Raw genomic sequence first — 24912 nt, 5'->3', positions numbered from 1 at the left:
CGGTGGGTGGGGCGGGCCCCCCCCTCTTGGGGGGGCGACTAACCGGGTGGGCCGCCCCCCACAACTACAGATTCGGCCGCCAGAAGTGCTGACTCGGCTGGGTCAGAGGGCGGCGGCTACCAGCTCGGCGAGCTGGACCGTGTTGAGCGCAGCGCCCTTGCGGAGGTTGTCGTTGGAGATGAACAGGGCGAGGCCGCGGTTGTCGGGAACACCCTCGTCCTGGCGGATGCGGCCGACGTAGGAGGGGTCCTTGCCGGCGGCGTACAGCGGGGTGGGTACGTCGCGGAGCTCGACGCCCGGGGCGTTCGACAGGATCTCGGTGGCGCGCTCGGGGGTCAGCGGCGAGGAGAACTCAGCGTTGATCGCGAGCGAGTGACCGGTGACGACCGGGACGCGGACGCAGATGCCGGAGACGCGCAGGTCGGGCAGGGACAGGATCTTGCGGGACTCGTTGCGGAGCTTCTGCTCCTCGTCGGTCTCGTTCAGGCCGTCGTCGACCAGCGACCCGGCCAGCGGAAGAACGTTGTAGGCGATGGTCTCGACGTACTTGTCCGGCTCCGGGAACGCGATCGCGGATCCGTCGTAGGCGAGCTCGCGGGCCTTGTCACCCGCGGCGGCGACGCCGTTGACGAGCTCCTCGACGCCGGCGACGCCGGAGCCCGAGACCGCCTGGTAGGTCGACACGATGAGGCGCTCGAGACCGGCTTCGTCGTGGAGCGCCTTGAGGGCCGGCATCGCGGCCATCGTGGTGCAGTTGGGGTTGGCGATGATGCCCTGACGGGCCTCGATCACCCCGTCCATCGCCGAGGGGTTGACCTCGGAGACGACCAGCGGGATCGCCGGGTCCTTGCGCCAGGCCGAGGAGTTGTCGATGACGATCACACCGGCGTCCGCGAACTTCGGCGCCAGCGCCTTGGAGGTGGCGCCGCCGGCGGAGAAGATCGCGATGTCGAGACCCGCCGGGTCAGCGGTGGTGGCGTCCTCGACGACGATCGAGCGGTCACCGAACTCGATGGTCTTGCCGGCCGAGCGCGCCGAGGCGAAGAAACGAACCTCGCCGAGCGGGAAGCCGCGCTCGAGCAGGATCTGGCGTACGGCGACGCCCACCTGTCCGGTCGCTCCCACGATTCCCAAGTTGATGCTCATCGGCCGGTCCCTCCGTAGACGATGGCCTCTACGTCGCTGTCGAGGCCGAATGCTCTGTGTGTGGCGCGCACGGCGCGGTCGAGATCGTCGGCGCTGACGAGCACCGAGACCCTGATCTCCGAGGTCGACACCATCCGGATGAAGACTCCCGCAGCGGCGAGCGCGGCGAAGAATCGCGAGGTGATCCCCGGATGCGTACGCATCCCCGCACCGACGATGGAGAGCTTGCCGATCTGCTCGTCGGCGATCGGGTCGGCGAAGCCGATCTCGCTCTGGATGTCGCCGAGGGCCGCTCGGGCCAGCTTGACGTCGGTGCGCGGAAGCGTGAACGAGATGTCGGTGCGCCGCGTCTCCTCGGCAGAGACGTTCTGGACGATCATGTCGATGTTGATACCGGCCTCGGCGAGGGTGTCGAAGACGCGGGCCGCCTCGCCCGGCTCGTCGGTGACACCGACCAGGGTGATCTTGGCTTCGCTGCGGTCGTGCGCGATGCCGACGATCTCCGGGACGTCGCCGTTGGGCTCGGCACCGTAGGAGACCTTCTCGACCTCGACGTCGCTGAACTGCTCCGCCGCTGCCTGCACCGCCCGGTCGACCTCGTCGTCGTCGACGACGACCGAGACCCGCACCTCGGAGGTGGAGATCATCTGGATGTTGACCCCGGCCTGGGCGATGGCCGAGAAGAAGTCGGCGATCTTCTTCGGCTGCGTGCGCAGCCCGGCGCCGATCAGCGAGACCTTGCCCATCCTCGGCTCGGCGCTGACCCGCTCGAAGCCGACCTCTGCCTGGGCCAGCTCCAGCGCCTCCACGGCACGCTCGACGTCGTCGCGGGGCAGGGTGAAGGTGATGTCGGTGCGCTCGGTCTTGGCCGCCGAGGCGTCCTGGACGACCATGTCGACGTTGATCCCGACCCCGGCGATGATCTCGAAGACCTTCGCGGCGGCGCCGACCTTGTCGGGCGCGTTGACGACGGTGATCTTCGCCTGGCTGCGGTCGTAGGCGATGGCAGCGACGATCGGCGCCTCCATGCCGGCATCCGTGCCCGGCTGGTGGTCGCCCTGCGGCGAGCCCGCGTCGATGCTGCCCTTGACCACGGTGCCGTTGAGGGTGGAGAAGGAGGAGCGTACGTGGATCGGGAGGCTGTGACGCCGCGCGAACTCCACCGAGCGCAGGTGAAGCACCTTCGCTCCGGAGGCCGCCAGCTCGAGCATCTCCTCGAAGGCGACCGAGCTCAGCTTGCGGGCGGTCGGCACGATCCGCGGGTCGGCGGTGAAGACACCGTCGACGTCGGTGTAGATCTCGCAGACGTCGGCGTTCAGCGCCACCGCCAGCGCGACCGCGGTCGTGTCGGTGCCGCCTCGGCCCAGCGTGGTGATGTCCTTGGTGTCCCTGGAGACGCCCTGGAAGCCGGCCACGATCGCGATCGCGCCGTCGCCGATCGCTGCCTGGATCCGCTCCGGGGTGATGCTGAGGATCTTGGCGCGGCCGTGCTGCGCGTCGGTGATCAGACCGGCCTGCGACCCGGTGAACGACCGAGCCTCGTACGCCAGCCCGCGCTCGTTCGCGACGTCGTTGATCGCCATCGCGAGCAGCGCCATCGACTGCCGCTCGCCGGAGGTGAGCAGCATGTCGAACTCGCGCGCGTGCGCGGTTGCGTCGGGCGAGACCTTGTTGGCCAGGTCGATCAGCTCATCGGTGGTGTCGCCCATGGCAGAGACGGCCACGACCACGTCGTGGCCCTGCTCTTTGGTCGCGACCACTCGCTGAGCAACACGCTTGATGCCTGCAGCGTCCGCGACCGAACTGCCACCGTACTTCTGAACGACGATTCCCACGGCGGGAAAGTCTACGTTGCCGACGCGGCCGTCTTCTCCAGCATCTCATCAGCGGCAGCCAGGTCCTCGTCCTCACCGGTGAACGGCTCGGAGTCTAGGCGGTCGTGAGCGACCACGGTGAGCAGCGCGTTGAGCACGGCACCGGCCAGGTTGCCCCAGTTGTTGACGTAGCTGAACTGCCACCACCACAGCGCCTCGTCGACGTCGCCGAGACGGTAGTGACGCAGGCCGTACTCCAGGTCGGTCACCAGGCTGGCGACGTCGTCGGAGATCTGGCTGTCGACCACGTCCGGACTGTACGGATCGAAGACGAAGCTGTAGGTGTCGATGTCCCCGAACATCTCGGCGAGCCCCATCCGCAGCTCGTCCACGTCGGCCTCCATGCCCACGTCGGGCTGGAACTCCTCACGAGGCTCGAAGTCCTGCTGGGCGCCCAGCCGCGCGCCCGCCAGCAGGATCTGGCTCACCTCCAGCAGCAGCATCGGGACAGCGCTGCCACCATCGCCGTCGGCAGCTATCGCCCGCACCGAGAGCAGGAAGCTCTCCACCGAGTCGGCGATGCTGGTGGCGAAGTCCTTGCCGGTCAAGTCGTTCGTCATGACGGCCCCCTTCCCGAGGTCCCTTGAATCGTCAGGCTACCGCCGAAGTCGCGGCCTGACGAGGGCGAAGAGTCGGCTCTTAGCCACTACTCAGCCGCACGGCGTCCGGCGAAGGCGCGTCCGAGGGTGACCTCGTCGGCGTACTCCAGATCGCCACCGACCGGGAGACCGCTTGCCAGACGGGTGACCTTCAGCCCGAGCGGGCTCAGCTGACGGGTCAGGTAGGTCGCCGTCGCCTCGCCCTCGAGGTTGGGGTCCGTGGCGAGGATCACCTCGGTGATCCCGGGGTCGTTGAGCCGCTGGACGAGTTCCCGGATGCGCAGCTGGTCGGGACCGATCCCGTCGATCGGGCTGATCGCGCCACCGAGCACGTGATAGCGCCCGCGGAACTCACGAGTGCGCTCGATCGCGACGACGTCCTTGTACTCCTCGACCACGCACAGCACCGACTGCTCGCGACGTGGGTCGCGACAGATCCGGCAGGTCTCCTCCTCGGAGACGTTGAAGCAGACCGAGCAGAACTTCACCTTCGCTTTGACCTCGTTGAGGATCGAGGCCAGCCGATGTACGTCGGCGGGATCAGCCTGGAGCAGATGGAACGCGATCCGCTGGGCACTCTTCGGACCTACGCCCGGCAGCCGTCCCAGCTCGTCGATGAGGTCTTGGACCACACCCTCGTACAACTTGGTTATCGCCTGTCTCTAGCGGAGCTTGTCTCAGAACCCGAGCTTGAACGGCGGCTCGCCACCGCCGGGGGCACCGGGGCCACCGAGACCGCCCGCCAGCGGGCCCATCGCCTCACCGGCGAGGGCGTCGGCCTTGCCCTTCGCCTCGCGGTAGGCGGCCACGATCACGGCGCCGAGGTCCTCGAGGTCGTCGGGGCTGCTGCCGTCGAACTCGCCCTGCTTGATCTCCACACCGACCAGCTCGCCGGTGCCGGTGAGCTTGACGGTCACCGCACCACCGGCGACGGTGCCGTCGACGATCGTCTCGGCGAGCTTCTCCTGGGCGTCAACGATCTGGCTCTGCAGCGCCTGGGCCTGCTGCATGATCGCGTTGAGGTCGAAGCCGCCCTCGCCGCCGAGGCCTTCGAGTGGGTTCGTCATCTGTGCCGTCCTAGTTGTGAGGAATCTCTTCGATCATGGTTGCACCCAGCTCCTGAGCGAGCAGCGCCTCGGCGCCCATCGCGGCCGGCCCGTCGTAGGCCTGGTCGTCGGGGTTCACCGCGGCATCGGCCTCCGCCAGGCGGGCCACGGTGTCGTCGACAGGGGGCTCGTAGTCGGCCGCACGCGTCGGCCGGATGGCCTCCCGAGCCAACGCGATCGCGCCGGGGTCTGCCGGTTGCGCAGCCGACGTCGCCTGCGGCTCCGGCGGAGCCTGTGGCCGGTCGGGTGGCGGCGGCTCGGCGGCCCAGTCGGGTGGTGGCACCTGCTCGTTCCAGGATGCCTCCGGCGGCTGCTGCGGCTGGGCGGGCTCCTGGGACTGGCTCGGCTGCGGCGGAGGCGGGGCCTGCCGCTGCAGAGCAGGCTGCCCGCCGCCCGCGACGATCGCCTCGATCTTCGGCTGGATGCCGATCACGTTGACCAGCGCCTGCCCGAGGATCGGCTCGTGCCCACCGGTCGCGAACCGGTCCCGGAGACCCGGCGAGGCGAACCCGAGGGTGAGTACGCCGTCGCGGAAGTCGACCACCTGAGCGTTCTGGCCGACCAGCGACCAGGTCGCCCGACGTAGGCCCTTGGTCTGGGCGATCACGTCGTCCCACAGGCGGCGGACGTCCACGTTGCCCATCCCGCCCGGCGACTGCGCGGGTGCATGAGCCTGTGCCGGCGGCGGCGTCGCTGATTGCGGCTGAGGCTGGCTCGACGGCTCGGGAGCGGCTGGCGCCTGCGGCTGAGACATCTGCGGCTGAGGCGTCTGCGCGGCCGGAGCGGGTTCTCGGACCGGCTCCGGGGTCGGCTCGGGGGTCGAGGCGTACGTCTGGACGGGCTCGGGCTGCGGCGCCGCGGGAGCGGCCGGCTCGTGCCCCGGAGCGCCGACGGACGGCTTGAGCACCGGCCGGTCCTGGGCGGGGGCGGCCGCGGCGGGAGGAGCGGTCACCGTCGGCGTACCGCTGATCTCGATCCGCCTCTCCAGACGGTCGAGCCGGGCCGCGAGACCGTCGGCACCGTCGGCCGCGGGCAGCAGCACCCGGGCACAGATCAGCTCGAGCAGGAGTCGGGGCGCGGTGGCGCCGCGCATCTCGGTCAGGCCGGTCGCGACCGCATCGGCGGCCCGCGAGAGATCGTGTGGCCCGAAGCGTCCGGCCTGGGCGACGAGCCGCTCGCCCCCGTCCTCGGAGACGTCGATGAGCCCGGTCGCGGGCGCGTCCGGGACCGCCTTGACGATGACCAGGTCGCGCAGTCGCCGCAGCAGGTCCTCGGTGAAGCGTCGCGGGTCCTGGCCGGTCTCGATGATCTTGTCGATCACCCCGAAGACCGCGGCGCCGTCGTGGGCGGCGAAGGCGTCGACGACCTCGTCCAGGAGCGCGTCCGGGGTGTAGCCGAGCAGCCCGGCGGCCAGCTCGTACGTCACGCCCTCGGGCCCCGCGCCACCGAGCAGCTGGTCCATGACCGAGAGGCTGTCGCGCATCGACCCGGCGCCCGCGCGCGCGACCAGCGGCAGCGCGGCCGGTTCGACGTTGATCCCTTCCTTCTCGCACAGCGTCGAGATGTAGTCGGAGACCAGCTTGGGCGGGAAGAGACGGAACGGATAGTGATGGGTGCGCGACCGGATCGTCGGGATGACCTTCTCCGGCTCGGTCGTCGCGAAGATGAAGCGCAGATGCTCCGGCGGCTCCTCGACGAGCTTGAGGAGCGCGTTGAAGCCCTGCGTCGAGACCATGTGGGCCTCGTCGATGATGTAGACCTTGTAGCGGCTCTTCACCGGAGCGAAGAACGCCTTCTCCCGCAGGTCACGGGCATCATCCACGCCACCGTGCGACGCCGCGTCGATCTCGATCACGTCGATGCTGCCGGGGCCTCCGCGCGCCAGGTCGCGGCACGACTCGCACTCCCCGCACGGGTCCGCGATCGGCGCCCTCTCGCAGTTCAGAGCCCGCGCCAGGATCCGCGCCGAGGTCGTCTTGCCGCAGCCGCGTGGGCCGGAGAAGAGGTACGCATGGTTGACCCGGTTGCCCGCCAGCGCATTGCGCAGCGGGCCGGTGACGTGATCTTGGCCGATGACCTCGGCAAACGTCTCCGGCCGGTAGCGGCGGTAGAGAGCTAGCGGTGCGTCCACCCGGTAGACCCTATCCGTCCGCACCGACAGTTTGCGACCGCGCGGGGCGAGCTGTCGGGAAATAGAAAAGGCCCCCCACGTACCCAACAGAGCTCGCTTATCCTTGCTGCCTTCCGGCCCTGGGGAGGTTCGACAAGATGTCGCCACATGGGGGGTTGCCGAAGAGTCTAGACGAGTACGCTCGCCGATCCCAAAGGCGGCCCGCCGGCCCTCCGCCGATTTCCCCGATGCTCGCGGAGCCGCGTAGGATCCCTCACGGATCTGTCGCCTAGTGGCCTATGGCGCACGGCTGGAATCCGTGTTGGGTTAACGCCCTCGGGGGTTCGAATCCCCCCAGATCCGCCAGCAGGAAACCTTGGTTGACCTGCAAGAACGCCGATCCGGACAGCGCAAGCTCCGGATCGGCGTTCTGCATTTCCCAGCAGGTCAGTCCAAGATGGCGTACGCCTCGACCTCGACGAGCACGTCGGGCTCGAAGAGGTAGTCCACGCCGATGGCGGACAGCGGCGGCAGAGGTTGCGGGATGCCGAGCTCGTCGACGACGCTCTCGAGACCCGCGACGAACGCGTCGTACTTGTCCGGGCTCCAGCCCGTGACGAAGAACCGGAGGCGTACGACATCGGCGAACGTGGCGCCGGCGCCGGCCAGACCACGGGCGGTGCTGCGGAGGGCATGGGCGAGCTGGCCGGCGAGATCGTCCGGCGCCGCGCCACGACCGAGCTCGTCCCGGGCGATCTGTCCGGCGACATGGACGTGGCGGGTGCCGGTGGCCACGGAGACGTGGTGGTAGGGAACGGGCTGGAACATGCCTTCGGGGGTGAGCAGATCGACGGACACGATGAGATTCCTTCCATGAGTTAAGGTTTCTCATGTGTACTTGGTATCCAGCGGACACTTCAACGAGACTAGGTGTCATGCCGGATACCACTCCTGAACCGCTGCGGCTCACCCAGGAGCATCGCGAGCTCCTCGACCAGCTCCTCGACAAGTGGTCGCTCCAGGTCCTCGACACGCTCTGCGAGCGGCCGCGCCGCTTCAACGAGCTGCGTCAGGCGATCCCGGCGGTGACCCAGAAGTCACTCACCACCGCACTCCGCCGCCTGGAGCGCAACGGCATGGTCGAGCGCGTCGTGCTGAGCACGCGACCGCTCGCGGTGGAGTACCGCATCACCCCGCTGGGCAGCACTCTGCAGGACCTCATCGACCGGCTCTACCACTGGACGACGACGACACTGCCCGAGGTCGAGGCCGCACGCGAGGCCTTCGACCGCTCGGTCTGACGCGCTACATGGAGCTCTTGCGCCGCGAGAACAGCGGCCTCAGGACCAGCCCGAGACCGAGTGCGCCGCCGCCGGCGATGCCCCACCAGATCGCGTTGTCGCGGACGGTCGCGAGGGGATCGACCTTGTCGCGGGCCATCGGGGCCTGTTCGATCTCCGGCGCTGCCGCGGCCTCCTCGACCGGCGGCCTGGTGAGCGCGTCGTACGCATTCACGACACCCGCACCCCAGAAGCGGCCGCCCTGGCCCTCACGGCCGGACGTGGTGCTGTAGAGACGGTCGATGACCTGGTCGGCGCTCCAGCTCCGGTTGGTCGACCAGATCAGCGCGAGCACCGCCGAGACCTCGGCGGAAGCGAAGGACGTCGAGATCGAGTCGACCCAGCAGGGCTGACCGAAGAGCGTCTTAGAAGCGGCCCCGTACGTCGGAGCGGCGACGTCGGTGTGGGAGTTGGGAAGCACCGCGAAGTCCGGGTCAGAGGCCGATGTGCCGGAGGCGCTGACCGTCACCACGGAGTCGTTGGCGTTGGGGAAGACCTTGGGCGCGATGTCGCGGTCCGTGGCGGTGGTGATGCCCGACCAGTCGGCGGCCATCACGACGATGGCCCCCTTCTTGATGAGCGTGTCGACAGCCGTGTCCAGGCCGGACGCGCCCTGCGTCGCGGGCAGACCGATGTCGACGATCAGCCCCTTCGCGTTGCCCTTGGCCAGTGAGTTGAGCTCGGCCACCATCCGCTTGGCATCGATCGTGGACTTCTCCTGGCCGACCTTGAGGACAGGGTGGTCGCTCAGCGTCGCCTTGGGAGCGATCCCGGAGATCAGGCCTGCCGCAACGGTGCCGTGGTAGTCCTGCGCCTTGGCGCTGTAGCCGGAGTCGATCACGGCGATGCGGATCCCCTGGCCCTGCTTGCTCACCTTCTGCGCCTCGGCGATCCTCATGATCGCGAACGGAGCCACCGTCTCCGGCACTGGCGCAGTCTGGGTCTCCGCCTTCTGCGGCGCGCCACCACCGATGTTCTTCTCGTACGCCTTGCAGACCGGCCGTTCCTCTGCTGCGTACGCAGGGCCCGAGTTGCCGAACAGGGTCAGCCCGCCCAGGACGGCAGCGAGCGCGATGCCGCTACGCAGCAGCGTCACTCGGTCGCCACGCACTGGCTCTCCTGAACGTCTCCCGTGTTGGGCGGGCAGAGCGCGAACTCGGTCGAGAGCGCGGCCCCACTAGGCAGCAGTCGCAGCCAGGTTCCGGGAACGATCGGGCCGGAGTCGGTTGTCAGGCCGAGCCGCGCGACCGTGATCGGACCGTCGAGGGTGTTGACGGTGCCACGGGCGTCGATCAGGTATGGCGTCGCGCTCTGCTTCTGGAGCTCCTCGCCATTGGCGGCGTACACGAAGGCGCCCTTGCCGGGATCGACCCGCGCCGAGGTGAGGTCGCTCGCCCCAGGAGGCTCCGACGCGGGCCAGGCGGCCTCGCCCGGCTCGACACCGAGCCGCACCGTCGTCTTGTCCTCCGTCTCGAGCTTGGCACAGACACTGCCGGTGCCGGGCTCGAGGGTCTCTGCCGGCCAGGAAGTCTCCGGCTCCTCGCCATTGATCTGCGGGCCGCTGTCCAGCGATTGGAGACTGACCGACTTGCCCGCTGCCTGCAGGGCCGTGTCGTACACCTCAGCAGTGAAGTCACTGATGCGGATCCAGCCGCTCTCCATCAGCAGGTAGCTCTTGGTGTCGAAGATGCCCCTCGTCCCGATCGGATAGTCCTCGCCGGCCACCGCTTGGCCGAACTTCGAATAGGCACTTCCGAACGCCTCCGCCCCCAACGGCGAGCCGGAAGGGAACAGGTTGACCCACGACTGTGGAACCTTGAGCGTCGGCGGCGCATCGTTGAAGACACGGTCGGCGTAGGTCTCCTGATCGCCCTCGATCTTGTAGCTGTAGGCCTGGGTGTAACCCTCATCCGTCCGAGACTCCGCGATGAGGTAGTTGCCCTCTTCGGTCTGCACCATGAAGCCGGTGTCCGTGGCAGCCTTCACGTCCGGCTTCGCGGAGATGTTCAGATGCGTGCCCGCGCCGTTGGCGGTGCACGCGGTCCAGCCGGTGTTGATGAAGTCGGACGTCAGCGGCAGCTCCTCGGGGACCTTGGGACCGGAGATGCCGATCGTCTGCTTCGGGAACTCCTTGTCGATCTCCTCCTGGTCGATGACCTTGGACTTCTTCTCCAGGTCGAGCCCGAGGATGAGCTGGGCGCTGGCCAGGTTGACGACCGGGTACAGCGCCCTGCCGTTCTCGGGGCCGGTGACGACGTACCGCGCCCCGCCCTTGGTCACGATCAGGCCGGGCTGGTCTGCCCATCCCGTCGCGGGCCGGGGAGCGAGGAAGTGGGCGACCGCGCCGCCTGCGATGAGCAGCACCGCGAGCACGAGGCCACCGAAGACAGAGCGACCGGGGCGAGCGGGCTCCACCTCGCGCCCACCAGGGGCGCCGGAGAGGAACGCGGAGACGAGCCGGCGGCGGCTGAAGGCATGCGCCTCTACGAGGTCCTTCTTGCTGGCCATCAGAAACCAGCCACCGCGGCGCCGAAGAGGCCCGAGGCGAGCACCATCAGCGGCAGCATCGCGAGCAGGCAGATCGTCTCGGCGACATCAGCCAGCCGACCGCGCCGGATCGACCCGACGTCGGGGACCAGCGTCAGCACCAGGAGTACGCCACCCGCGGCCGCCAGCACGACGGCGGTCGTCGGCCGCCACGACTCGTGGTAGACCAGCAGCGCGGCACCGATCGCGAGCAGGCCGGCGATGCCGGAGACCAGGCCGACGAGCACCTCAGAACCCGTCCGGTACTGCCGCGTACGCAGCATCAGCACGACACACGCGGCCAGCGCCAGCAGCGTGCCGAAGAGCCCGAGCCGCACCACGAACGGCGCGGTCAGCACAACCAGGACGCCGACGGAGAGCGAGATCGCGACCAGGATCTCGTGGGCGACCTTGGCGTCGACCCGGACCTGGTCCTCACGGATCTCGTCGGGGTCGAGGTTGATGTCCTCGTCGGAGTAGAGCTGAGGGACGTCGGTCTTGGTCGTGCTCAGCGCGAGCCATGGGAAGAAGCTGCCGGCCAGCACCACGACGACCAGCACGATCCCGAGCACCACACCGGCCTTCCAGCCGGTCATGCTCAGCAGCATGCCCGCCACCAGGAAGACACCACCGACCAGGGCGCCCGGCATCGCCAGCATCCGGGCCTCACCCAGACCGAGGAAGCCGATCGCAGCGGCGAGCATCGCGCCCGCGCCGGCGAAGGCCAGCGGCATCCCGACGCCACCCTCGGGGCCGAGCGAGGCCGAGCCGATCAGGAAGCCGGCGACCGCGCCGTAGACCTCACCGATCCACACCGCGGCGATCGCGGCGTCGTTCTCGGCCTCGAGCCGGGAGAGCACGATCGCGCCTCCGGCGAGGACGATGCCGATCACCCCGGCAGCGACGCCGGCGAGCATCGACGGCGCCTGCGTCCACAGGGCGCCGGCACCGAGGAGCAGCAGCAGCGCGGCGGCCAGCAGTGACGTACGCCGGCCTGCTTCGGGCTTCCAGGGAGCCATCTCGCTCTCGACGACGTCGGTCATCGCCTCGACCACGTCGTCGTAGACCCGCGGCGGCTTGTCGTCGATCCCGGCGCTCACGGTGAGGACGCCGCCGTCCTCGACGCCCTGCGGGATCAGACCGAGGTCACCGGCGAGCTTGCGGCCGTCGGCGAGCACGACGCGGTAGCCGGCGTAGGCCGTCTGCGGGTCGAGCAACCCGACGCTTCGCGCAAGCTCCGGCACGAGCTCCGCCACCGGCACCGAGCCCGGCAGCACCAGGTCCATCCGACGTGTGCCGGAGGCGACCGTGACCCGGACCAGCCCAGTGGGCGCCACCTGCGCCTGCGTCATTTCACGAACTCCTCGCGTCGTGCCTGTGCCCGAGACGAACCGACCGAATGTCCCGAGATCTACGCCCTACCATCGCCGGCTGAGCCAGCCGGCGAGCATCAGCGCTGACTTTGCCATAAAAGCAGCGACGAGGGGACCGGTGCCCCGCACCGATCCCCCCGTGTTGCTTGTGTGCTGAAGAACTCAGCCACCGAAGCCGCTGGCGCCGCGCTGGTCCGCGCGGTGCATGTCAGCGTTGGCCTCGTTGACGAACTTGCTGCCGCGGTCCAGCGCCATGCCGAGCTCGCGGATGCTCTGGTTCCACTTGGCCTGCGCCCGGTTGTAGGCGTCGGCCGCCTGTCCGGTGAAGTTCTCCTGGAGGCCGATGATGTGACGCTCGAGCTCGTCGAGCTCGCGGTCCATGTCCGCCACGCCCTTGAGCAGGACGTCGGCGACGGAGCCCATCTTTCCGTGGTTTACGACAATCTCTTCACCCATGTCAGTTCCTTCCAGTCCTGTGCTTGAAATGCGGCCTGACCGGGTGGTCAGCCACCCATCTTGTAGGAGATGCTGTCCATGCTGGAGGTGACGGAGCTGGACTGCCCGGCAACATCCTCGTCGGCCTGGCTACCGACCTTGCGGGCGTTCTCGAGACCCGCGGTGAGCTCGTCGAGCGCGTTGGTGATCTCGCGCGACTTCTCGTTGTAGGTGTTCATCAGCTGCTGGAACGAGGTGCCGCCGGCGCCCTTCCAGCCCGATGCGCCCTCCGCCTGGGCCTCCGAGACGGTGCGGCTGTTGACGCTCTGCAGCTTGGCCTTGGTCTCGTTGATGAAGTTGACGGCGGTGTTGATCGCCTGGCCTTGCTTGATCTCACTGCTCATGGTGCTGTCCTTCCACCGGCGGAACCGGCTTTCCTAGGTTAGATACCTGTTGGAGCCCGGCTCCCGATGGGCTCCCCCGAGGTCCGGACAATGTGTTCATACCCCGTCCCCGGAGTTCTAAACACAAATCTCTGAACTTTTTCGGCCCTGCTGTCTAGCTGTTGAAACCCGATTCCCACAGGTGTCGGAAGAACCCTGAGGAGACCACGAACGAGGCGATGACGGCGGCGCCGCACAGCGACTCCGCCCAGTCGGCCCGAGCCGCCCATTTCGCCGAGCGCCAGCCCCGGCCGGTCGCGATCGCCGCGATGATGACGGCGAACCCGATCACCACGACTCCCAGACCGAACCAGGAGACCAGCTCCGGGTCGGCCCAGCCTACGAAGGCACGGACCCCGACCGCCAGCGCAATAACCCCGGCCACCCGGAGTACGCCACGAGGCAGCCAGTAGCGGTAGCTGCGGGCCGCGAGCAGGATCACGAAGGCACCGGCCAGCATGATCAGCCAGCCACCGATCCGGTCCAGGTCGTCGGTGGCGGTCGCCACCAGCGCCGGCCCGCTCACCGCGACCACGGCGAGAATCGCCCAGGAGGCCGCCGCCAGCGTGCGGGAGCCGCGCTCGGCCACCGCGGTGACCTCGTCGATCGGGACCGTCGCCTTGCCGGAGGTCGTCTTGGCCCGTGCCGACCAGGCGGTCACCGACAGCTTGGAGACGTCGAGGAGATAGGAGTCCGGGACGTCGACGGCGTACGAGGGGACGATCCGCGCCGCCAACGCGGCAGCGGCGAACAGGATCGACCACGGCACCTGCGGCGAGGTGCCGAGCAGGGCGCACAGGGCGGTCACCACGAAGACCGCCACGCCGGTCGCGGTCCAGATCTTCAGGCTCTCGTCGACGGTGTCGACGAGCGACCTCGAGATCGTCGCGACGATCGCGGCACTCAACCCGGCCACGCCCACCGCCATCGGCAGCGTCTCGGGCGCCGGGTCGACGGTGATGACGAAGGCGGCGCCGGCGGCGAAGGCCGGGGCGGCGATCGCTCGGCGCGCTGCGTACGGCCCCGAAGGGATGATGCCGACCAACGCGCCGAGCGCGAGCAGACCGGCGATGGCCAGTCGCTGCCAGCCGTCGGCCTGGGCGCCGAACCCGGCCGCGGCGACCGCCAGGAGGGTGGCCAGACCGACCCAGTAGAACGAGAAGCTGCCCGCCTGGACCGGGGCGGCCGTCTCGACGACCTCGCGCGGCGCGTAGGCCTGCGTGGGCGGCGAGTCGGCGGCGAGCAGGGCGCCCGAGGTGATGCCGCGGGAGGCGAGCGATGCGTCCGGCCGGATCACCTCGCCACGGCGGTCGCGCAGCACCGGAGCCGCGGGAAGGCCGACGGCCGTCGCGTACTCCCGCGCCAGGTCCGAGGCGTGCGCATCGGACGGGACGACGATGTCGACCACTCCGGCGGTGCCGTGGACCGTGACCGCCAGGCCGCCTGCTGCGAGCGCCGGCTCAACGGCATCGGCCGTCTGAGTGGGCATGACACCTCCCGGATGCGTGATGACCCTGTGACAGAGTTCCACATCGGAAGCTCCACCGCCCGTTTTACCCGACCGGCACGGTTAAGGGTAGTAGCCGGGTAGCGGGCACTCTAAGATCCTGACCACCTGCGGCATCCGGGCCCGCGGGGCACTGAACCAGTCTCAGGGGGACACGTGACCATCGCTGCGACAGCCGGCGGTACCCGCACCGAGGAGCCGGAGGTCCCTGAGGGGGAGCTGGCTCTGAATGCTCCGCCGGCTATCGAAGAGGGCGAGGGCGTCGGCGGCATCCTGATGAACGCCATCCCCATGCTCGGTGGCCTCGGGTCGATCGTGCTCATCGCGACGATGCAGTCGGGTGCGGGCGGTTCCCCGCCGATCCAGCGCTACATCGCCGCCGGCATGTTCCTCTTCGCGACGCTCGGCTTCATCTTCGTGCAGATCGACCGCCAGCGGAAGCAGAAGCAGAAGCAGGTCGGTGGGCAGCGCACCGACTACCTGCGCTACCTGGCCGGCGTCCGCCAGTCGGCGCGCAAAGCCGGTGAGCAGCAGCGCAAGGCGCTGACCTGGCACTATCCCGCGCCGTCCTCACTGCCCGCGATCGCCGAGGAGCGCAGTCGGCTGTGGGAGCGCGCGAACACCCACAAGCGCTATCTCGACGTCCGCTACGGCGTCGCTCACCAGCCCCTGGCCCTGACCCTGGTGCCGCCCCAGCAGACCCCGATCGACCAGGTCGACCCCGCGTCGGCGAGCGCGCTGCACCGGCTGCTGACGGTCCACCGGGTGCAGCCCGATCTGCCGGCCGCGACCAACCTGCGCGGCTTCGACAAGATGGAGATCTGCGGCAACGAGGACCAGGCCCGGGCCCTCGCCCGCGCCCTGATCTGCGGGATGACGGCCTTCCACTCGCCGGAGCAGCTGATCGTCGCCGTGCTCACCTCCGAGCGCAACCTGGCCGAGTGGGACTGGGTCAAGTGGCTCCCGCACGCACAGAGCGGCCGTGAGGTCGACGCCGTCGGGCCGCGCCGCATGGTGGTCACCAACATCAACGACCTCGGCGCCCTGCTGCCGACCGAGGTCGGCGAGCGCGCCCGCTGGGGCACCGACGACCGGATCCCCTCGCCGCAGGTCGTGGTCATCGTCGACGGCGGCTCCGTCCCGCCGGGCAACCACGTGCTTCCCGACGACGGCATCCAGGGCGTCACCGTCATCGACCTGCCGACCCACTGGGACGAGCTGTTCGACTCCAGCCGGGTGCGGTTCCTGATCGACGACGAGGAGCCCGACGAGAACAACACGGTCTCCGGCTACCAGGTGCGCGTACGCATGGATCCGGTCCGGCTGCGCGTGGACCAGATGACCATGGCGGACGCCGAGGCCTACGCCCGGCGCCTGACCGCGCTCTACACCGTGGCTCCGGAGGGTTCCGACGCGGCCGCCGAGACCCCGCAGGACACCGAGATCGCGGCCCCGAAGGACTACATGGCGCTGCTCGGTCTGGGCGACGTACGCTCCTTCGACCCGGACGTCGCCTGGCGCCCCCGCGCCAACCGCGACCGGCTGCGGGTGCCGGTCGGTGTCGGTGAGGCCGGCCAGCAGATCTACATGGACATCAAGGAGTCGGCCCAGCAGGGAATGGGGCCGCACGGCCTCGTCATCGGTGCGACCGGTTCCGGTAAGTCGGAGTTCCTCCGCACCCTCGTCCTCGGCCTGGTGCTCACCCACCCGCCGGAGGTCCTCAACCTGGTGCTGGTCGACTTCAAGGGCGGTGCGACCTTCGCCGGGATGGCCGGCATGCCGCACGTCTCCGCGGTGATCACCAACCTCGAGGGCGAGCTCACCCTGGTCGACCGTATGCAGGACGCGCTCTCCGGTGAGATGACCCGCCGCCAGGAGCTCCTGCGCGAGGCCGGCAACTTCTCCTCGCTGAAGGACTACGAGAAGGCCCGTACGCAGGACCCGTCGATGGCGCCGCTGCCGTCGCTGTTCATCGTGGTCGACGAGTTCTCCGAGATGCTCTCGGCCAAGCCCGAGTTCATCGATCTGTTCGTCGCGATCGGTCGTCTGGGCCGATCCCTCGGCATCCACCTGCTGCTCGCCTCGCAGCGCCTCGAGGAGGGCCGCCTGCGCGGTCTCGACTCGCACCTCTCCTACCGTGTCGGTCTGCGCACCTTCTCCGCGCAGGAGTCGCGGACCGTGCTCGGCGTGCCGGACGCCTACGAGCTTCCGGCTGTTCCCGGCCTCGGTTACCTGAAGCCCGACCCGACCAACATGCAGCGGTTCCGGGCTGCGTACGTCTCGGGGCCGCCGGCCGCGGGCTCGCGGATCCGCCGCGACGAGGGCGGCAAGCTGCAGGGGATCTTCCCGTTCTCGATCGCCGAGGTGAAGCAGCTGGCGATGCCGGTCGAGGACGAGGAGCGTCCGGCGACCCCCGTCGTGGGCGCGGACGGCGTCGAGAAGTCGATGCTCGACATCGCCGTCGACCGGATGACCGGCCACGGCACCCCGGCCCACCAGGTCTGGCTGCCGCCGCTCGACATCCCCGACACGCTCGACTCGCTGATGCCCGACCTGACCACCTCGACCGAGCTCGGCCTGCACTCGCCCGCCTGGAAGCGGCTCGGCGGGCTGGTCGTTCCCCTCGGCATCGTCGACAAGCCGCGTGAGCAGCTCCGCGACACCCTCACCGTCGACCTGCGCGGGGCCGCCGGTCACGTCGCGGTCATCGGTGCACCCCGCACCGGTAAGTCGACCACGCTCCGCACCATCGTCGCCTCGATGTCGCTGACGATGACGCCGCAGGAGGTGCAGTTCTTCGTGCTCGACTTCGGTGGCGGTACGTTCGCGCCGCTGGCGAAGCTCCCGCACGTCTCCGGCGTCGGTACTCGTTCCGAGCCCGATGTCGTACGCCGCGTCCTGGCCGAGATCTCCGGCATCATCGACCGCCGCGAAGCCTACTTCCGGGCGCAGGGCATCGATTCGATCGAGACCTACCGCACCCGCCGCGCCCGCGGCCAGGCCGACGACGGCTGGGGCGACGTCTTCCTCGTCATCGACGGCTGGGGCACGCTGCGCGCCGACTTCGACGACCTCGAGTACGCCATCCAGGAGATCGCTCCGCGTGGCCTGACCTTCGGCGTCCACATCGTCGCGGCGGCCGGCCGCTGGGCCGAGTTCCGCTCCTCGATGCGCGACATCTTCGGCACCAAGCTCGAGCTTCGCCTGGGCGACCCGATGGACTCCGAGCTCGACCGCAAGCTCGCCGCCCTGGTGCCAACCGGGCGTCCGGGTCGAGGCATCGTGAAGGAGAAGCTCCACTTCCTCAGCGCGCTGCCCCGCATGGACGGCGACGGCTCGGCGGCGACGCTGGGCGATGGCGTCGACGACCTGATCTCCCGGATCTCCGCGGCCTGGCAAGGTCCCGCCGGGCCGAAGCTGCGGCTGCTGCCGGAGCGGATCACGATCGAGCGGATCCGCGAGCAGGCCGGGGTCACCGACGACAAGCCCGGCAAGCGCCTGCTTCTGGGCATCAACGAGAAGGAGCTGGCCCCGGTCGGCCTCAACCCCGACACCGAGCCTCACCTGCTCGTCTTCGGCGACGGCCAGTCCGGCAAGTCCTCGATGCTGCGCAGCATCGCCCGCGAGATCATGCGGACGCACACGCCCAAGGAGGCGCAGATCGCGGTGGTCGACTACCGGCGGTCGCTGCTCGGCGAGATCCCCGAGGACTACCTGGTCGGCTACCTCACCTCGGCGACGCAGGCGAACCCGACGCTGAACGACCTGGCGGCGTACCTGACGAAGCGGATCCCCGGCCCCGACGTCACGCCGGAGGAGCTGCGCAGCCGGTCGTGGTGGTCCGGCGCGGAGCTGTTCGTGCTCGTCGACGACTACGACCTCGTCTCGACCCAGCAGGGCTCGCCCCTGGCGCCGCTGCAGCCGCTGATGGCCCAGGCCGGCGACGTCGGCCTGCACGTCATCCTCGCCCGCCGTTCGGGTGGTGCGTCGCGCTCCCTCTACGAGTCGGTCATCCAGTCGATGCGCGACCTGGCGATGCCGGGCCTGCTGCTCTCCGGCAACCCCGACGAGGGCCCGCTCATCGGCAACCTGAAGCCGGTCCCGACCCTCCCGGGTCGCGGGCGCCTGGTCACCCGTGACCGCGGCATCGAGGTCATCCAGCTGGCCTGGAGCGAGTCGACGGTCTAGTTCTCGAGCGCTCCGACGAGAGACGGCCCACGACCTGATCCAGGTCGCGGGCCGTCTCCTCGTTCGCCGGTGCTCAGAGCGTCCCGGTGCCGTTGTTGTTAGAGGCCTTGCGCAACGGCGGGTGGGTCTGGAACTGGTCGGCTCCGGGCATGTCCCAGGTCTCGGCGGTGAACCCGTCCTTGCCGGAGATCAGGACCGACGCCTTGTTGAGGTACTCGTAGTCCCCGTCACCGGCACGCAACGGGTTGACCAGGTCGTCCCTGCCGTCACCGTTGACGTCGGCGACCCCAGGGATCTGAGACCCGCTGAGCGCGTCGTCGTTCTTGACCGGGTCGTCGATGTCCCACGAGGGCTCGGGAACGAACTTCTTGCCCTCGGGATCGTAGGAGTAGACGCGGATGGCCCACTTCTGGTCCACGATCTCCTGGGTGATCAGCTCGTCCTTCCCGTCGCCGGTGACGTCGGCGAAGTTCGACGACCCGGCGACCCGGTCACCGTCGGGTCCGGGCACCTCGAGGTCGGTCTTGGTGAGCTTCGAGCCATTGCTCATCAGCAGGACCACCGCGGCCGGCGAGGCCTCCCTGGCACCCATGACGACGTCGGCGCGCTTGTCGCCGTCGAAGTCACCGACGTCGAAGTTGATGTCGAACGTCGGGCCCTTCCAGGGACCGGTGTACCACTCGGCACTCTTGCCCCAAGTGTTGTCCGCCTTGCTCAGCATGACCGTCATCTGGAACTCGAGGTCCTCGAGCTTGGCCAGGTCGGCGTCCTCCTTGGGCAGCTTGGTCCCGTTGCCGACCGAGATCATCCCGATGTCGTCGCGCCCGTCGCCGTTGAAGTCGGCGCAGAACATGGCCAGCCGCTTGCCCGATGCCGGCACCTGGATCGCGCCGTCAGGCTGGTTCGTCGCGTTGGAGTCGACGTTGAACGAGGATCCGATTCCGGAGACCTGCACCACGTCGACCCGCCCGTCGGCATCGAGGTCGCCGAGCAGGTTGCCGAACTTGAGGCCCTTGGTGGTGCCTGCCTCGAACCCCTTGCCGGTGGAGGCGAAGAGGGTCGCGGCGTTGCCGTCCCAGTTGTAGTTGACGTCACCGAACGGCGCACCGAGCACCAGGTCACCCAGCCGGTCTCCGTCGATGTCTCCGCTCACCGCCGGTTTGGGTTTCGCGGGAGTGTTCTCCGTGGTCGCGAGGGTGACGCCCACGGCGGTGCCGCCCGCAACGAGGACCGCGAGTGCCGCCACCCCGGCGATCCACCACGTGGCCTTGGCACGTTTGAGCGTGACGGTGGCGCCGGAAGCGAAGCCCATCTGTCGCCCGGCCATCGCGGCGAAACGGTCCCGGACCCGGACCGCCTCGTTCGTACGCTGGGCGGGATCCTTCGCGAGCAGACCACGCTCACCGGAGAGCAGGTCGTTGGCCTGCAGGGTGAAGTCATCGCGACCCGGCAGGGTCGGGATCGGCTGCGACCCATGAGCCATCGCGGTCTCGACGTCGTTGGCCCCGGTGAAGGGAACGGTCCCGGTGACGAGCTCGTAGAACAGGCAGCCCAGCGAGTAGAGGTCGCTCGCCGGAGTGGCCGGCGCACCCATCGCGCGCTCGGGTGCCAGGTAGTTCCACGCGCCGGAGTGGATCCCGGGCCTGGCGGTCGCGGAGTCATCAGCGCGCGCCGCCGCGAAGTCGGACAGGTAGGCGTACGGCGGACTGTTGCCGTCGCGCAGCAGGATGTTCGACGGTTTCACGTCGCCGTGCACGACGCCGACCTCGGGCGAATGGATCGCCGCCAGACCGTCGGCGATCTGGGCACAGATGTCGGCGGCCAGCGGGCCGGGAAGACGGCCGCGGGCCTTCAGCAGCGAGCCGAGGTCGCCGCCGTCGGCGAACTGGGAGACCAGATAGGGAGCGCCGTCGTTGGTCCGGCCGTTGGTGTAGACGCCCATGATGTGGGGCGAGTCCAGCTTGGCCATCAGCGTGGCCTGCTTGTCGAACCGGGACACGAACTCGGGGTCCCGGGCGCTGTGCCCGAGAAGCACCTTGAGGGCGACCGCTCGGTTGAGCCGGGTGTCGGTGGCCCTGTAGACGACCGCCATCTCGTTGGACGCCACCTGCTGCTCGAGCCGGTAGGGCCCGATCATGCCGGGCGCATCCGCTCCTAGCACGGTCGCCGGCAAAGGTGCCTGCACAGGGGAAGGCGGGGGCGGCGGGGCCTGGGTCGGCGGCAGGGTCGTAGGAGGCGGTGGTGGTGGTGTCGGAGCAGGAGGCGGGGGTGGCGGCGGCGTACTCGTGGGGCCGCTGGGCCGAGCGATCCGGGGCCTGATCGTGGTCTTGTCGGAGTCATCGACCGGAGGACGCTCGAACGACGGCTGCGGCCCGCGAGGGGTGTTGTCAGGGGTTCCGGTGGAATCGCTCATCCGAGGGTTCCTCCCATCAGGTTGTAGCGGCGGACATCGTCGGGCGACTTCTTCCACGTCGCCATCCTGTGACCGGAGAACGTCCCGGTCTTCGAGGCCAACGCCACGTAGAAGGCGTAGGGGCTTTCACTGGTGTCCTGCGTGACCGCGACGATGTCGGTCCGTCCGTCACCGTTGACGTCGGCAACGGTCGCGGGATACCTGCTGGTGGTCTTGAGCGTGTTGCGGGGCTTGGGAAGCTTCCCGCGGGTGGCGATCGAGAACTGGGTCAGGTCCTCGCTGAACGTACCGACGGTGATCGACTGGCCCTCACCACGACCGGATTCCGTGGCGATGATCTCGTCCCTGCCGTCACCGTTGACGTCACCGGCGAGGAACGAGCTGATCGACTGGTGCTTGAACGGGAACGTCTTCGCAGCGGCGACCGTCGTTCCCTCTCCCTGATAGAGGTCCACCTCAGAGGAGCCAGATGTGAGCGTCATGTCCTCCGGGCTGCCTTCGGACCGATTGAGGACCACCAGATCCGCCTTCTCGTCGCCGGTGAACTCGCCCACCGCGACCTGCTCCACCGGCGTGGCCGGATAGGACGCGAAGAGCGTCGGCTCCGCGAACCCTGACCTGGTTCCTCGGTAGACCCATATCGAGCCGTCCCCGGCCCTTCTCCCCTGCCGGTCGAGGTCGGGGTCCGGGTCGCCGAAGTGGGTGGACATGAACAGATCGGCGACACCGTCACCGTCGAAGTCGTCGGTGCCGAGGTCGTAGTAGAAGTTCGAGCCCGTCATCTTCTTGCCCTGGTCGACGACACCCGCGGGAGCTTTGAGGGATCCCTCCAGATCGCCTTGGAACGTGAAGCCCTTCTCACTCCGTACGAAGGTGAGGAACAAGTTCTTGCCATCACCCGTGAAGTCGCCGCAGAGCGGAAACACCTCGCCTCCGTCGTTGTCGGCCGGAAGCGCAGGGTCGGTGTACGTGACTGGCTTCGACGGGGTCAGCCTACGTCCGTCCGATCTCCAGGTGACGACGTCGACGCCTTCGCCGTCGGGATTCTGGACGTTGGTGACCACGTCCCCGAACTTGTCACCGTTCACATCCGCGTACGCAGCTCCCTTGACGGTCGGCACGATGGGCTCGGGCCCGTGCTCGACCCAGGGCTGGGTGATCGCCAGGGCCCCGCCGACCCCGAGAGCAGCCACCCCGACCATCGCGGCACCGACCCGGAGCGGAGTGATCTTGGACGGCCGCTGCGCCTCCTCGATCAGGATCGCTTCGCTCTCGGAGGGCGCCCGCACGGCCGCGACCGGGATCGGCACCGGGTTGGGGTCGCTCATCGACGGCGCGGGCACCAGCTGAGCGGGCGCGGTGATCTCGCGCAGCTTCAGCAGGTCGTCCTTGAAGACGGCGGCGCTCTGGTAGCGGTTCCGGCGGTCCTTCGCCATCGAGAGCTGCAGGATCCGGTTGGCCGCCTTGGTCCAGTCGTCGGAGCCGACGAACTGCGGGATCGGCGCGCTCTGATGGGCCATCGCCACCTGCACGGCCGCACCCGAGTAGGGGATCTTGCCGGTCAGCGTGAACCACAGCATGCAGCCGGCCGCGTAGATGTCTCGTGACGGCTCCGGCGAGATCGGCCGGCCATGCGCGTCACGCTCGTCGCGGATGTACTCGGGCGCCAGGTAGTTCCAGGTGCCCGTGATCCCGCCGGCCGGCGAGTCGGCGGACGAGGTCGCGATCCCGAAGTCGCACAGGAACGCGAACGGGTCGAGCGGGCTCGCCGGGTTGCGTACGAGCACGTTCGACGGCTTGACGTCCTGGTGGATGATCCCCGCCTGGTGGGCGTCGTGGAGCGCCCCCGCCACCTGGGCGTTCACCAGGCACGCCAGGTGCGGCGCCAACGGTCCGTTGCTGCGTACGAGTCCGGTCACATCACCGCCCTTGATGAACTGGGTGACGATGAACGGGCTGCCCTGCTGCTCACCGATGTCGTAGATCGCGATGATGTGGGGCGACCTGATCTGCGCCAGGGTCTGCCCCTCGCGGATGAACATGTCGATGAACTGCCGGTCGGCCAGGTGGGCATGCACCATCTTCAGGGCGACCTGCCGTTCGAGCTTGGTGTCGAAGGCGTCATAGACCACGCCCATTCCACCTTCGCCGAGAATGCGATCCAGGCGGTAGTGGCCGAACACTGCCCCGGGATGAAGCGTCGTCATGCCCGCACCCTATTCAGGGTCGCGCAACCCAACCACTCCAATGCGCTAAAAGTCGCCTACTGCTTGGTCGGCGACCACTCGACGATGGTGGAGACGAGCGGTGCGACCTGCCCGGACCGCGGCCGTACGCTGTCGACCTTCTTGTCGCTCACCGTCACCGTCGGATTCATCACGATCGGCACGACGATCGAGTCCCGGACCAGCGTCTTCTCGATCTGGACGCGTACGTCGCGGGCCTCGTAGGGATCGGCGGTGCGGGCCAGCTCGCTGATGAGGCGGTCGCGTTCGCGGTCGCCGCCGCCGGTCGCGTTCTGGCTGCCCTTGCTACCCCACTGCGCCGAGATCTCCGCCGGCGTCTGCGGGATCGGGATCCGGGCGAGGACGGCATCCGACCTGTTGCCGGAGAGCACCTTGTCGGCCGAGGACACGCCGCAGTCGGCGGTGCTCCAGCCCTCGTCGTCGACGGCGTTCGCGATGGCGTCATAGGCGCCCGAGGCGAAGGCGCTCGACTTGTCGTAGGCGATGCACACCCGAGCGCCACGCGGCGCCTTCGCGTCCTGGGAGGCTCCGAACTTCGTGGAGAACCCGGAGTCCTCGGTCGCGATCTGGTAGCCCTCCCCACCCGGCGGGAACAGCACCACGTCGGTGGCTTCGTACGCCTCGGCCCACTCGCCCGCGCCGCCCTCGGCGATGTCGCCGCGGGGAACCGACCGCAGATAGGCCGTGCGGGTGTCCTTGCGTTTGAACAAGCCGCGGTCGGCGCGGAGGATCAGCGCCCACATGGTGCCGTCGTCGGCGTTGGCGACGCCGTAGTCGCGGCGCTCGAGGTCGCGCACCTGCTTCCGGTTGGCCTTGGTCGGGGTGACCTGGACGACGTCGACCTTCTCTCCCAGGCTGTCCAGCGCGTCGGCGCCGGCCGGGGTGAGGCGTACCTGCTCGTAGGTCGGCTTGGCCTCGCCCGCGTACTCCGAGTTGGCCTCCAGGTCGACCTCCTGGCCGCCCTCTCCTGCCGAGATCTTCGAGACCTTGTAGGGCCCGCTGGAGAGCAACGCATCCTCGGACGCCTTGCCGTCCTCGGTGACCGCGAAGGTCGACTTCCACGCCTCCGCGATCTTGGTGAGCTTGGCGGTGTCGGACTCCTCGATCGCGGTCTCGACGACCTCCTTGGCCTCGATCGGGTCCTCGATCTTCAGCGCCTTCTGCCCGACGACGTGCGCCGGCACGGCGACGTCCAAGGCCGTACGCCAGTCGACCACCGGCACCACCAGCGGGACCTCGATGGCGCGCGCGCCCTCGTCGACCTCGGGGATGTAGGCGCTCTTGGTCAGACCCGTCGGCACTCCGCCGAAGTCCACCTTGCCGTCGCTGCCTTCCTGGGCGGTGCCGAAGTAGCCCGAGGTGGCGGCCCAGGCCAGCATCAGGTCGGCGGTGTCGATCGGCACCCCGTCGGACCACGTCGGCTCGGCCAGGTCGTAGCGCACCCTGGCCTGCTTGTCGCCCTCCATCGTGACCTTGCCGAAGGTCTCGTCCATCTCGACGGTGTCCCCGATCAGGGTGCCGAAGGCGCCGCGGGTCAGCGAGGCGATGTCGAGGTTTCCGTCGGTCACGCTCGCCGCACTCGCGGGGTTGGTGCTCGTCAGGGAAC

Annotated in this window: 18 protein-coding genes, 1 tRNA gene, 1 other RNA gene and 1 pseudogene; 3 read left to right on the top strand and 18 right to left on the bottom strand. The window is 69.0% G+C overall.

Annotation, left to right across the window (positions count from 1 at the left end):
• Positions 1–102: 102 nt before the first annotated feature.
• From ABZ796_RS12190 to ffs, 8 genes and pseudogenes are all read right to left on the bottom strand, one after another.
• Positions 103–1146 (bottom strand): aspartate-semialdehyde dehydrogenase, encoded by a 1044-nt coding sequence (locus tag ABZ796_RS12190; RefSeq protein WP_357337159.1) that lies wholly within the window; start codon positions 1144–1146, stop codon positions 103–105.
• Positions 1143–1604, bottom strand: a complete 462-nt coding sequence (locus tag ABZ796_RS12185; protein WP_357337177.1) for an ACT domain-containing protein — start codon at positions 1602–1604, stop codon at positions 1143–1145. The genes ABZ796_RS12190 and ABZ796_RS12185 overlap by 4 nt, the downstream gene beginning before the upstream one ends.
• A gap of 69 nt (positions 1605–1673) precedes the next feature.
• Positions 1674–2981 (bottom strand): annotated as a pseudogene (locus ABZ796_RS12180) (aspartate kinase); the annotation flags it as partial.
• 11 nt (positions 2982–2992) lie between these two features.
• Entirely contained in the window at positions 2993–3580 is a 588-nt protein-coding gene (locus ABZ796_RS12175) for a DUF5063 domain-containing protein (protein WP_160025786.1), read from the bottom strand.
• 86 nt (positions 3581–3666) lie between these two features.
• Complete coding sequence (gene recR, locus ABZ796_RS12170; RefSeq protein ID WP_008356228.1) at positions 3667–4263, bottom strand: recombination mediator RecR; 597 nt, start codon at positions 4261–4263, stop codon at positions 3667–3669.
• Positions 4264–4296: 33 nt separating this feature from the next.
• Positions 4297–4686: a YbaB/EbfC family nucleoid-associated protein gene (locus tag ABZ796_RS12165; RefSeq protein WP_357337158.1), complete on the bottom strand. Its 390-nt coding sequence runs from the start codon at positions 4684–4686 to the stop codon at positions 4297–4299.
• A 10-nt stretch (positions 4687–4696) separates the two neighbouring features.
• The gene (locus tag ABZ796_RS12160; protein ID WP_357337157.1) at positions 4697–6856 is read right to left on the bottom strand and encodes a DNA polymerase III subunit gamma and tau; all 2160 of its coding nucleotides are present in this window, start codon (positions 6854–6856) and stop codon (positions 4697–4699) included.
• A 66-nt stretch (positions 6857–6922) separates the two neighbouring features.
• Positions 6923–7013: signal recognition particle sRNA small type (ffs, locus tag ABZ796_RS12155), an RNA gene on the bottom strand.
• Positions 7014–7113: 100 nt separating this feature from the next.
• Here ffs and ABZ796_RS12150 point away from each other — a divergent pair.
• Positions 7114–7201: transfer RNA gene (locus ABZ796_RS12150), tRNA-Ser, on the top strand.
• Between the two features lie 81 nt (positions 7202–7282).
• On the opposite strand, the gene ABZ796_RS12145 is transcribed toward ABZ796_RS12150, so the two are convergent.
• On the bottom strand, positions 7283–7693 hold the full coding sequence (locus ABZ796_RS12145; RefSeq protein ID WP_357337155.1) for a Rid family hydrolase: 411 nt from the start codon (positions 7691–7693) through the stop codon (positions 7283–7285).
• Positions 7694–7770: 77 nt separating this feature from the next.
• On the opposite strand from ABZ796_RS12145, the gene ABZ796_RS12140 reads away from it, so the two are divergent.
• Positions 7771–8136, top strand: coding sequence for a helix-turn-helix domain-containing protein (locus tag ABZ796_RS12140; RefSeq protein ID WP_357337154.1), 366 nt, complete (start codon positions 7771–7773; stop codon positions 8134–8136).
• Between the two features lie 4 nt (positions 8137–8140).
• Here ABZ796_RS12140 and ABZ796_RS12135 read toward each other — a convergent pair whose 3' ends face one another.
• The 6 genes from ABZ796_RS12135 to ABZ796_RS12110 form a co-directional block, all read right to left on the bottom strand.
• Positions 8141–9286, bottom strand: a complete 1146-nt coding sequence (locus ABZ796_RS12135; RefSeq protein ID WP_357337153.1) for a S8/S53 family peptidase — start codon at positions 9284–9286, stop codon at positions 8141–8143.
• Complete coding sequence (locus ABZ796_RS12130) at positions 9268–10683, bottom strand: type VII secretion protein EccB (protein ID WP_357337151.1); 1416 nt, start codon at positions 10681–10683, stop codon at positions 9268–9270. Before ABZ796_RS12130 ends, ABZ796_RS12135 begins: the two co-directional genes overlap by 19 nt.
• Positions 10683–12053, bottom strand: coding sequence for a type VII secretion integral membrane protein EccD (eccD, locus tag ABZ796_RS12125; protein ID WP_357337149.1), 1371 nt, complete (start codon positions 12051–12053; stop codon positions 10683–10685). Before eccD ends, ABZ796_RS12130 begins: the two co-directional genes overlap by 1 nt.
• Before the next feature lie 183 nt (positions 12054–12236).
• On the bottom strand, positions 12237–12530 hold the full coding sequence (locus ABZ796_RS12120; RefSeq protein WP_357337148.1) for a WXG100 family type VII secretion target: 294 nt from the start codon (positions 12528–12530) through the stop codon (positions 12237–12239).
• 47 nt (positions 12531–12577) lie between these two features.
• A complete protein-coding gene (locus tag ABZ796_RS12115) occupies positions 12578–12913 on the bottom strand; it encodes a WXG100 family type VII secretion target (RefSeq protein ID WP_091043262.1) in 336 nt (111 codons plus the stop codon).
• A gap of 154 nt (positions 12914–13067) precedes the next feature.
• On the bottom strand, positions 13068–14441 hold the full coding sequence (locus ABZ796_RS12110; RefSeq protein WP_357337147.1) for a hypothetical protein: 1374 nt from the start codon (positions 14439–14441) through the stop codon (positions 13068–13070).
• A 174-nt stretch (positions 14442–14615) separates the two neighbouring features.
• On the opposite strand from ABZ796_RS12110, the gene eccCa reads away from it, so the two are divergent.
• On the top strand, positions 14616–18647 hold the full coding sequence (eccCa, locus tag ABZ796_RS12105; RefSeq protein WP_357337146.1) for a type VII secretion protein EccCa: 4032 nt from the start codon (positions 14616–14618) through the stop codon (positions 18645–18647).
• Between the two features lie 73 nt (positions 18648–18720).
• Here eccCa and ABZ796_RS12100 read toward each other — a convergent pair whose 3' ends face one another.
• From ABZ796_RS12100 to ABZ796_RS12090, 3 genes are all read right to left on the bottom strand, one after another.
• On the bottom strand, positions 18721–20784 hold the full coding sequence (locus ABZ796_RS12100; RefSeq protein ID WP_357337145.1) for a protein kinase: 2064 nt from the start codon (positions 20782–20784) through the stop codon (positions 18721–18723).
• Between the two features lie 272 nt (positions 20785–21056).
• The gene (locus ABZ796_RS12095) at positions 21057–23267 is read right to left on the bottom strand and encodes a protein kinase (RefSeq protein ID WP_357337144.1); all 2211 of its coding nucleotides are present in this window, start codon (positions 23265–23267) and stop codon (positions 21057–21059) included.
• 56 nt (positions 23268–23323) lie between these two features.
• Entirely contained in the window at positions 23324–24874 is a 1551-nt protein-coding gene (locus ABZ796_RS12090) for a hypothetical protein (RefSeq protein ID WP_357337143.1), read from the bottom strand.
• Between the last annotated feature and the right edge of the window lie 38 nt (positions 24875–24912).

The organism is Nocardioides sp. NPDC047086 (assembly GCF_040643685.1).
Lineage (GTDB): Bacteria > Actinomycetota > Actinomycetes > Propionibacteriales > Nocardioidaceae > Nocardioides.
This window is presented reverse-complemented; position numbering and strand designations above follow the sequence as displayed.